This window comes from Streptococcus pseudopneumoniae (assembly GCF_001068775.1).
Taxonomy (GTDB): Bacteria; Bacillota; Bacilli; order Lactobacillales; family Streptococcaceae; genus Streptococcus; species Streptococcus pseudopneumoniae_N.
In genome coordinates this window covers 1-10,846 of record NZ_JWAJ01000141.1, presented here as the reverse complement: position 1 = coordinate 10,846, position 10,846 = coordinate 1, and the positions used below count along the sequence as shown (strand labels likewise).

Genomic DNA, 10,846 nt, shown 5'->3' with positions numbered 1-10,846 from the left:
TATTGAATATGCCATAAGAAGATTATACCACATTATGTACTGTTTTAGGTTCAATTGACTATACAAGGAATTTGGTGATTCTTCTTGACGATAGAAGTCTCAGCGACCATCATTTTAGAGCAATGATAGCACCTAAAACGGCGCTTTTTAAGAAGAATTCTAGTAGGCATACCAGTCGTTTCAAGGTAAGGAACCTTAGACGGTTTTTGAAAGTCATATTTCTTCATTGGACTTCCGCAATCAGGACAAGATGGTGCCTCATAATCTAGTTTAGCGATGATTTCTTTGTGGGTATCCATATTGATGATGTCTATAATCTGGATATTAGGGTCTTTAATATCGAGTAGTTTTGTGATAAAATGTAATTGTTCCATATGTTTCTTTCTAATGATGGTTTGGTTGCTTTTCATTATAGATCTTATGGGACTTTTTTTCTACAACAAAATAGGCTCCATAATATCTATAGGGGATTTACCCACTACAAATATTATAGAGCCTTTTTTTGTTTTGATACCCATTTTGGTAACCAAAATGATTTTTATGTAAAATCTTTGTACAATATCATCGGTTTAATTTCTTATTTTATAAAAGTTGAATACTATTGCATATACTTATTAAGCCTGTCTTTCTTTTCCCAATCGCAAACAAAAAATGTACAGTAAAAATTTTGTTGCTAGCCTTAAAATTACAGGCTAGGAAGATTTTTACTCGCTTTGATAAGTATGATAAATCTAACTGATATAACCACAGTTATCGTCTTTAATATCAAGATAGTTCTGGGCCTAATTTTTTTATAGGATTGGCTATTAGTAAGAAATATGGTATAATATAGGGTAAGGCCTTCTTAATAAATAGTGAAAGAGTATAAAATGAAAAAAATTGTCATTAACGGTGGGAGACCATTGAAAGGTGAAATTACGATTAGTGGCGCTAAAAATAGTGTCGTTGCCTTGATTCCTGCCATTATTTTATCAGATGATGTTGTGATTTTGGATTGTGTTCCGGACATATCTGATGTAGCTAGTCTTATTGAGATTATGGAAATCATGGGAGCTAGTGTCAAGCGTTATGACGATGTTCTTGAGATTGATCCTCGTGGTGTTCAAAATAAACCAATGCCTTATGGTAAAATTAATAGCTTGCGTGCGTCTTATTATTTCTATGGTAGTCTTTTAGGACGTTTTGGTGAAGCAACTGTAGGTTTGCCTGGAGGGTGTGACCTAGGACCACGTCCGATTGATTTGCACTTAAAAGCATTTGAAGCTATGGGGGCTAAGACAACCTACGAGGGAGATAATATGAATCTCTCAACCCAAGGATCAAGTCTACATGGTGCGCATATCTATATGGATACTGTTAGTGTTGGTGCAACTATTAATACAATGCTAGCAGCAGTAAAAGCTAAAGGTCGAACAGTTATTGAAAATGCTGCTCGCGAACCTGAAATCATTGATGTGGCTACATTATTAAACAATATGGGAGCTCACATTCGTGGCGCGGGTACAGATATGATTACAATTGATGGTGTGGATAGCTTGGACGGGACACGCCACCAAGTCATCCCTGACCGTATCGAAGCAGGTACATATATTTCAATGGCAGCTGCAGTAGGTCATGGGATTCGAATTAATAATGTACTTTATGAGCATTTAGAAGGATTTATTGCTAAACTTGAAGAAATGGGAGTTCACATGACTGTTTCTGAAGACAGTATTTTCGTCGAAGAGCAAACAAATCTAAAGGCTGTTAATATTAAGACAGCTCCTTATCCAGGTTTCGCAACAGATCTTCAACAGCCTATTACTCCTTTGCTATTAAAAGCAGAAGGTCGTGGCACATTGATCGATACAATCTATGAAAAACGTGTCAACCATGTTTTTGAATTAGCCAAAATGAATGCAGATATTTCAATAACAAACGACCACATACTTTATAAGGGTGGAAATCCTTTGCAGGGTGCAAAAGTTAAGGCAACAGACCTACGTGCTGGAGCTGCCTTAGTTATTGCTGGCTTGCTGGCTGAAGGAAAAACAGAGATTACCAATGTTGAATTCATCCTTCGAGGCTACTCGAATATTATCGAAAAATTGCGTAATCTTGGAGCAGATATTGAGCTAATCGAAGATTAGCAATTTGAGGATTGCAATGAATATCTGGACTAAATTAGCAAAATTTTCTTTCTATGAGACGGAACGTTTATATTTCCGTCCCTTCTTTTTTACGGATGTAGATGATTTTCATCAACTTGCATCAGATCCTGAAAATCTTCAATTTATCTTTCCTGCACAAGCAAGTATTGAAGAAAGTCAGTATGCTCTTGCCAATTATTTTATGAAATCACCTTTGGGGATTTGGGCTATTTGTGATAAAAAAGAGCAAAGAATGATTGGAGCTATCAAGTTTGAAAAGCTTGATGAAATTAAGAAAGAAGCAGAAATTGGCTATTTTTTAAAGAAAAACTATTGGTCTCAGGGGTATATGACTGAAGCAGTTACCAAATTACGAGATTTATCCATGAACGAGTTTGCATTGAAGCAACTTTCTATTGTGACACATCTAGAAAATGTTGCTAGTCAGAAAGTAGCAGAAAAATCAGATTTTGTTCTTTATCGTCGTTTTAAAGGTAGCGATCGTTATACCCGAAAGATGCGGGATTATCTAGAATTCCGTTATACAAAAGGAAATCTAAATGAGTAAACACCAAGAAATATTAGCCTACTTGGAAGAATTACCAGTTGGGAAGCGTGTCAGTGTTCGTAGTATTTCAAATAGGCTGGGAGTAAGTGATGGTACTGCATATCGGGCTATCAAAGAAGCTGAAAATAGGGGACTTGTTGAAACACGTCCTCGAAGTGGAACAGTACGTGTAAAGTCAAAAAAAGTAGCTATTGAGAAATTAACGTTTGCAGAAATTGCAGAAGTTACAGGCTCGGAAGTTTTAGCTGGTCAAGCTGGATTGGATAGAGAATTTAGTAAATTCTCCATTGGAGCGATGACTGAAAAGAATATTCTTTCTTATCTTCATGATGGCGGCTTACTTATCGTAGGAGATCGAACACGTATTCAGTTATTAGCACTTGAAAATGAAAATGCTGTCTTGGTAACAGGTGGATTTGAAGTTCATGAAGATGTTTTGAACCATGCTAATAAAAAAAATATTCCAGTATTACGCAGTAAGCATGATACATTTACAATTGCGACTATGATCAACAGAGCTTTGTCCAACGTTCAGATCAAGACAGATATTTTGACGGTTGAAAAAATCTATCGTACCAGTCATGAGTATGGTTTTCTACAGGAAACAGATACTGTCAAAGATTATCTAGACTTGGTTCGTAAGAATAGAACAAGCCGTTTCCCTGTCATCAATCAACATCAGGTTGTTGTTGGTGTAGTTACTATGCGTGATGCTGGAGATAAATCACCTGGTACAACGATAGATAAGGTCATGACAAGGACAGTCTATATGACTGGTTTAGCGACGAATATTGCTAACGTTAGCCAGAGAATGATTGCTGAAGACTTTGAAATGGTACCTGTTGTGAGAAGCAATCAAACCTTACTTGGTGTCATTACTAGACGGGATGTTATGGAAAAGATGAGTCGCTCTCAAGTTTCAGCTTTACCAACATTTTCAGAACAGGTTGGTCAGAAGTTATCTTACCACCATGACGAAGTTGTCATCACGGTTGAACCATTTATGTTGGAAAAAAATGGAGTCCTTGCAAATGGAGTTCTTTCAGAAATATTGACCCATATGACGCAAGATCTGGTTGTGAATAGCGGACGTAACCTTATCATTGAACAAATGTTGATTTATTTCTTACAAGCTGTTCAAATTGATGATACCTTGCGAATTCAGGCTAGAATTATTCATCATACGAGAAGGTCAGCTATTATTGACTATGACATTTATATCAATCATCAAATCGTATCAAAAGCAAATGTTACTGTAAAAATTAATTAAAACTAGGAGAAAACATGATTACATTAAAATCAGCTAGAGAAATCGAAGCAATGGATAAAGCTGGCGATTTTCTTGCCAGTATTCACATCGGTTTGCGTGACATCATCAAACCAGGTGTAGATATGTGGGAAGTAGAAGAATATGTGCGTCGTCGTTGTAAAGAAGAAAATTTCCTTCCACTACAAATCGGTGTTGATGGGGCAATGATGGATTATCCTTATGCCACTTGCTGTTCACTCAATGACGAAGTAGCCCATGCTTTTCCACGCCACTATATTTTGAAGGAAGGCGATTTGCTGAAGGTTGATATGGTTCTTGGTGGGCCAATCGCTAAGTCTGACCTCAATGTTTCTAAACTCAACTTTAACAACGTTGAGCAGATGAAAAAATATACTCAAAACTTTACGGGCGGCTTGGCAGATTCTTGTTGGGCATACGCTGTTGGAAAACCGTCAGAAGAAGTTAAAAACTTAATGGACGTGACCAAGGAAGCTATGTACATTGGTATTGAAAAAGCTGTTGTAGGAAACCGTATTGGAGATATTGGAGCTGCTATTCAGGAATATGCTGAAAGTCGTGGTTACGGCGTTGTTCGTGATCTTGTAGGCCACGGTGTTGGTCCAACTATGCATGAAGAACCAATGGTTCCTAACTATGGTATCGCAGGTCGCGGTCTCCGCCTTCGTGAAGGCATGGTTTTGACAATCGAACCTATGATCAATACAGGTGATTGGGAAATCGATACAGATATGAAAACAGGTTGGGCACATAAAACAATCGATGGTGGACTATCATGTCAGTACGAGCATCAGTTTGTTATTACTAAAGATGGGCCTGTAATCTTGACAAGTCAAGGTGAAGAGGGAACTTATTAATCAAAAAAGGAGCTCAGCTCCTTTTTTGATTCTTTCAAGTTGAAAATTAATTTGCGTAGCGGATTTCTTACAAACGTTTTCTTTTATAGTAAAATAATAGATAATTATATGAAAGAAGGTTCTTAATTGGAAAGTATTTTATTTTTTATTTCAGTCTTTATAGCTGGGGTCTTGTCATTCTTTTCTCCCTGTATCTTTCCCTTGTTACCAGTCTACGCAGGTATTCTGCTAGATGATCAAGAGAAGTCAAAGACATTTCGTTTTTGGGGTAAAGATGTTGCCTGGTCAGGATTGATTCGGACACTCTGTTTCATTGCGGGTATCTCTCTCATCTTCTTTATTCTTGGATTTGGAGCAGGATTCCTTGGGAATTTACTTTATGCTGACTGGTTCCGTTATGTCATGGGAATCATGATTATTATACTGGGTTTGCATCAGATGGAAATTCTTCACTTACAAAAATTAGAGGTACAAAAAACAGTAACATTTAAGCAAAAACAGTCTAGCAAATATTTGTCGGCCTTTTTACTGGGTATCAGCTTCAGCTTTGGCTGGACTCCATGTATAGGCCCAGTTTTAAGTTCTGTTTTAGCATTGGCTGCCTCAGGGGGAAATGGAGCTCTTCAGGGGGCCTTATTAACCCTCATTTACACTCTCGGAATGGCGCTTCCATTTTTAGTTCTGGCCTTGGCATCAGGTCTTGTCATGCCTTATTTTAGTAGAATCAAATCCCACATACTTTTATTGAAGAAAATTGGTGGTTTATTGATTATTCTCATGGGAATTTTATTAATGTTGGGACAGTTAAATGTCTTATCTGGAATATTAGGATAAAAGGAGTTATCTATGAAAAAAATTATCTATTTTGGGCTTAGTTTCTTGTCTCTCTTTCTTCTGATTGCTTGTGGCAAGGAAGAGAAAAAATCAAGTCAAGAAAATCAAACGACTCAGACACAGCAGCAAGCAACTGTGAAGCAAGTGGCTGTAGGAGCAGAAGCACCTGATTTTACGCTTCAATCAATGGATGGAAAAGAAGTGAAATTATCTGATTTTAAAGGTAAAAAAGTTTATCTTAAATTTTGGGCATCTTGGTGTGGACCATGTAAGAAGAGTATGCCAGAATTGATGGAGCTTGCTGCTAAGGAAGATCGTGATTTCGAAATTTTATCTGTCATTGCTCCAGGGCTTCAAGGTGAAAAAACGATAGACCAATTTCCAAAGTGGTTTGAAGAACAAGGTTATAAAGACATCCCAGTTTTATATGATACAAAAGGAGCTGTTTTTCAAGATTATCAAATTCGAAGCATCCCTACAGAGTATCTAATTGATTCACAGGGTAAAATTGCTAAGATTCAATTAGGTGCGATTAGTAACGCAGATGCAGAAGCGGCTTTTGCTCAAATGAAATAAAGTAACGAAATATAAAAATGTCTAGACAAATCGTCTAGACATTTTTTCTAACATAAATTAGTTTTTTGAAGCTGCTTGGAATTCAGGTTTTTTCCAAGCTTCATCAATAATAGCTTGCAATTCTTTTGCTGAAGCTTGCATTTTTTGAGTTTCAGCATCGTTCAATGGGATGTTAACTGGACGAACGATACCATGTGCACCAACGATAGCTGGTTGACCGATAAAGACGTTTTCAACTCCGTATTGACCTTCTTGGAATACTGAAAGTGGAAGAACTGCATTTTCATCATCAAGGATAGCTTTTGTGATACGAGCAAGGGCTACTGCGATACCGTAGTATGTTGCACCTTTTTTGTTGATAATTGAGTAAGCAGCGTCACGAACTGAGATGAAGAGTTCTACAAGGTCCGCTTCATCCAAGTCACGGTTAGCTTGCAACCATTGTTCCAATTTTACACCGGCAACGTTAGCGTGTGACCAAACGGCAAACTCAGAGTCACCGTGTTCACCCATGATGTAGGCGTGAACTGAACGAGCATCAACGCCGATTTTTTCAGCAAGTGCTTGACGGAAACGAGCTGAGTCAAGTGAAGTACCTGAACCGATAACACGTTCTTTAGGGAATCCTGAGAATTTCCAAGTTGAGTAAGTCAAAACGTCAACTGGGTTAGCAGCAACAAGGAAGATACCGTCGAAACCAGAAGCAACAACTTGTTCAACGATTGATTTGTTGATAGCAAGGTTTTTACCAACAAGGTCAAGACGAGTTTCACCTGGTTTTTGTGGAGCACCAGCAGTGATAACTACAAGGTCAGCATCCGCACAATCTTCATACTTAGCTGCATAAATTTTCTTAGGTGAAGTAAAAGCAAGCGCGTGGCTAAGGTCTTCAGCATCACCAACAGCTTTTTCAAACAATTGAGGAATTTCAATGATACCGAGTTCTTGTGCAATTCCTTGGTTAACAAGAGCAAAAGCGTATGATGATCCTACGGCACCGTCACCGACAAGGATAACTTTTTTGTGTTGTTTAGTTAATGTCATTTGTCTAAACATCTCCTTCATTTTTTAAGGGCTTCCCCCGTTTAGTTCAATTCTATCACTTTTAAATAGCTTTGTCACGGATATAACATCCACTTGCTCATGTAAACGTTTTAGTCGGATTGGAAGACTGAAATCTAGGTCAAACTATGGTATAATATATCTAGTTACTAATAGTGAAATGAGGCATTTGTTAATGCAAGATAAAAATTTAGTGAATGTCAATCTGACAAAGGAGATGAAGACCAGCTTTATCGACTACGCCATGAGTGTTATCGTATCGCGGGCCCTTCCTGATGTTCGAGATGGGTTGAAACCAGTTCATCGTCGTATTTTATACGGTATGAACGAATTGGGTGTGACACCAGATAAACCTCATAAGAAATCTGCCCGTATTACAGGGGATGTCATGGGTAAATACCACCCGCACGGTGACTCATCTATCTACGAAGCTATGGTTCGTATGGCGCAATGGTGGAGTTACCGTTACATGCTTGTAGATGGGCATGGGAACTTTGGTTCCATGGATGGTGATGGTGCCGCAGCTCAGCGTTATACTGAAGCGCGTATGAGCAAGATTGCACTTGAGATGCTTCGTGATATCAATAAAAATACCGTTGATTTTGTTGATAACTATGATGCCAATGAACGTGAACCTGTTGTTTTACCAGCTCGTTTCCCAAATCTTTTGGTCAATGGTGCTACAGGTATTGCCGTTGGTATGGCGACCAATATTCCGCCACATAACTTGGGTGAAACCATTGATGCTGTTAAGTTAGTGATGGATAATCCAGAAGTCACAACCAAGGAATTAATGGAAGTTCTTCCTGGTCCAGATTTTCCAACTGGTGCCCTTGTTATGGGGAAATCAGGTATTCATAAGGCCTACGAAACTGGTAAGGGTTCGATTATTCTTCGTTCCCGTACAGAAATCGAGGAAACAAAAACTGGTCGCGAACGTATCGTTGTAACAGAATTTCCATACATGGTTAATAAGACCAAAGTCCATGAACATATTGTGCGTTTAGTTCAAGAAAAACGTATCGAAGGTATTACAGCTGTTCGTGACGAATCTAACCGTGAGGGTGTTCGCTTTGTTATCGAAGTGAAGCGTGATGCCTCTGCCAATGTTATCTTGAACAACTTGTTCAAAATGACTCAAATGCAAACTAGCTTTGGATTTAACATGCTGGCTATCCAGAATGGTGTACCAAAGATTCTTTCTCTTCGTCAAATCTTGGATGCCTATATTGAGCACCAAAAAGAAGTAGTGACTCGTCGTACTCAATTTGACAAAGAGAAAGCTGAAGCGCGTGCACACATCTTAGAAGGTTTGTTAATTGCTCTGGACCATATTGATGAAGTTATTCGTATCATTCGTGCCAGTGAAACGGATGCAGAAGCCCAAGCTGAATTGATAAGCAAGTTTAAGTTATCTGAACGTCAAAGTCAAGCAATTCTCGATATGCGTCTTCGTCGTTTGACAGGTTTGGAACGTGACAAGATTCAGTCAGAATATGATGAACTTATTGCTTTGATTGCTGACTTGGCAGACATTCTTGCAAAACCAGAACGCGTAGCGCAAATCATCAAGGAAGAATTGGATGAGGTCAAACGTAAGTTTGGCGATCCACGTCGTACTGAGTTGATGGTTGGTGAAGTCTTGACACTTGAAGATGAAGACTTGATTGAAGAATCTGATGTTCTCATCACTCTATCAAACAAAGGCTACATCAAACGTTTGGACCAAGACGAATTTACAGCTCAAAAACGAGGTGGACGTGGCGTTCAAGGAACTGGAGTCAAGGATGATGATTTTGTCCGTGAGTTGGTTTCGACCAGCACTCATGATCATTTGCTCTTCTTTACCAATAAAGGACGTGTCTATCGTCTTAAGGGATATGAAATTCCAGAATATGGTCGCACTGCTAAGGGCTTGCCAGTTGTCAATCTTCTGAAACTAGACGAAGGGGAAAGCATTCAAACTATTATCAATGTTGAATCAGAACGTAGTGATGATGCCTATCTCTTCTTTACAACTCGCGCAGGTATTGTCAAAAGAACCAGTGTCAAAGAATTTGCCAACATTCGTCAAAATGGTCTCAAAGCCTTGAATCTGAAAGACGAGGATGAGTTGATTAATGTCTTACTAACTGAAAAAGACACAGATATCATCATCGGAACCAGATTAGGTTATGCAGTTCGTTTCAATCAGTCTTCAGTTCGTAGCATGAGTCGTATTGCCACTGGTGTTAAAGGGGTAAACCTTCGTGAAGGTGATGCAGTAGTGGGAGCGAGAGTGATCACTGACCAAGATGAAGTCCTTATCATAACTGAAAAAGGATACGGTAAGCGTACAGTTGCGACTGAATACCCAACAAAAGGTCGTGCCGGTAAGGGAATGAAAACAGCCAATGTTACCGAGAAAAATGGTCCTCTGGCTGGTCTCTTAACAGTAAAAGGGGACGAAGATCTGATGATTATCACTGACACAGGTGTTATGATTCGAACCAATGTTGCCAATATTTCACAAACGGGACGTTCAACTATGGGAGTAAAAGTGATGCGTCTAGATCAGGATGCTAAGATTGTGACTTTTACAAGTGTTGCAGCAGCAGAAAAAGAAGAAGTTGGGGCAGAACAGGAAACAGAAAGTGAAGCATAATGTCTCAAAAAAAGAATCAAAGTAAAAAAAATAAACGTAAGAATCTACTGATTAACATACTGGCAGGATTCCTAATCTTGTTATCTATCGCTTTAATCTTCAATGCCAATATTCGTGATATGTTCATGATTTGGAACACTAATAAGTATCAGGTCAGTCAAGTAACTAAGGAAGAGATTGAGGAGAATAAAGAAACAGAAGGAAATTTCGATTTTGATTCTGTAAAATCACTTTCCTCGGAGGCAGTCCTATCAGCTCAGTGGAATTCTCAGCAACTTCCGGTTATTGGAGGTATTGCCATTCCAGAGCTTGAAATGAATCTGCCAATATTTAAGGGACTCGATAATGTTAACCTCTTTTATGGTGCTGGGACAATGAAAGCCAATCAGGTAATGGGGGAAGGAAATTATTCTCTAGCAAGTCACCGTATCTTTGCAGGTGAAAATGCAGATAAGAAATTATTCTCTCCTCTTGCTCGCGCTGAGAAAGGGATGAAAATTTATCTCACTGATAAAGAGAAAGTCTATACATACGAGATTGAAGAAGTTAAAATTGTAACTCCTGATCGCGTAGACGTAATTGACGAACGTGATGGGATTAAAGAGATTACCTTGGTAACCTGTGAAGATGCTAATGCAGTTGAGAGAATTATCGTTAAAGGGAATTTGACGGAGATAAAATCTTATGCAGAAACTCCATCAGATATCTTAGAAGCCTTTAATAAACCCTATAAACAATTTTATGAATAGTAGAAGAGGTTGGGACAAAAGAGCCCGACCTCATTTTTTATTAGCAATCAAACTTTGACGCGGTAGCTGATTGAATTTTTTGTTCGTCTTTTAGACTCCAAAAAGCTCCTAATCATCCTCGCGGGGCTGGGACTACGAA

The 10,846-nt window shown here is 38.6% G+C and carries 9 protein-coding genes and 1 pseudogene; 8 read left to right on the top strand and 2 right to left on the bottom strand.

The window, feature by feature from the left end:
• Positions 1–53: 53 nt before the first annotated feature.
• A pseudogene (locus tag ADF68_RS08485) lies at positions 54–374 on the bottom strand (ISL3 family transposase); the annotation flags it as partial.
• Between the two features lie 495 nt (positions 375–869).
• On the opposite strand from ADF68_RS08485, the gene ADF68_RS08480 reads away from it, so the two are divergent.
• From ADF68_RS08480 to sdbB, 6 genes are all read left to right on the top strand, one after another.
• Positions 870–2,129 carry a UDP-N-acetylglucosamine 1-carboxyvinyltransferase gene (locus tag ADF68_RS08480; RefSeq protein ID WP_049549429.1) on the top strand — a complete coding sequence of 420 codons (1,260 nt, stop codon included), beginning with the start codon at positions 870–872 and terminating at the stop codon, positions 2,127–2,129.
• Between the two features lie 16 nt (positions 2,130–2,145).
• Positions 2,146–2,697, top strand: a complete 552-nt coding sequence (locus ADF68_RS08475) for a GNAT family N-acetyltransferase (protein WP_001028718.1) — start codon at positions 2,146–2,148, stop codon at positions 2,695–2,697.
• Positions 2,690–3,967 (top strand): CBS-HotDog domain-containing transcription factor SpxR, encoded by a 1,278-nt coding sequence (gene spxR, locus ADF68_RS08470; protein WP_045763437.1) that lies wholly within the window; start codon positions 2,690–2,692, stop codon positions 3,965–3,967. Before ADF68_RS08475 ends, spxR begins: the two co-directional genes overlap by 8 nt.
• Positions 3,968–3,981: 14 nt before the next feature.
• Positions 3,982–4,842 (top strand): methionyl aminopeptidase, encoded by an 861-nt coding sequence (locus tag ADF68_RS08465; RefSeq protein ID WP_049525847.1) that lies wholly within the window; start codon positions 3,982–3,984, stop codon positions 4,840–4,842.
• Positions 4,843–4,968: 126 nt separating this feature from the next.
• Positions 4,969–5,676, top strand: coding sequence for a thiol-disulfide oxidoreductase-associated membrane protein CcdA2 (ccdA2, locus tag ADF68_RS08460; protein ID WP_049549428.1), 708 nt, complete (start codon positions 4,969–4,971; stop codon positions 5,674–5,676).
• Between the two features lie 12 nt (positions 5,677–5,688).
• Positions 5,689–6,252, top strand: coding sequence for a thiol-disulfide oxidoreductase-associated lipoprotein SdbB (sdbB, locus tag ADF68_RS08455; RefSeq protein WP_049549427.1), 564 nt, complete (start codon positions 5,689–5,691; stop codon positions 6,250–6,252).
• A gap of 57 nt (positions 6,253–6,309) precedes the next feature.
• Here sdbB and ADF68_RS08450 read toward each other — a convergent pair whose 3' ends face one another.
• Positions 6,310–7,296 (bottom strand): L-lactate dehydrogenase, encoded by a 987-nt coding sequence (locus tag ADF68_RS08450; RefSeq protein WP_049549426.1) that lies wholly within the window; start codon positions 7,294–7,296, stop codon positions 6,310–6,312.
• A gap of 193 nt (positions 7,297–7,489) precedes the next feature.
• Between ADF68_RS08450 and gyrA the strand changes: the two genes are divergently transcribed.
• Both gyrA and ADF68_RS08440 read left to right on the top strand, forming a co-directional pair.
• On the top strand, positions 7,490–9,958 hold the full coding sequence (gene gyrA / locus ADF68_RS08445) for a DNA gyrase subunit A (RefSeq protein WP_049549425.1): 2,469 nt from the start codon (positions 7,490–7,492) through the stop codon (positions 9,956–9,958).
• Positions 9,958–10,707: a class A sortase gene (locus ADF68_RS08440; protein ID WP_000078698.1), complete on the top strand. Its 750-nt coding sequence runs from the start codon at positions 9,958–9,960 to the stop codon at positions 10,705–10,707. The genes gyrA and ADF68_RS08440 overlap by 1 nt, the downstream gene beginning before the upstream one ends.
• Positions 10,708–10,846: the final 139 nt, after the last annotated feature.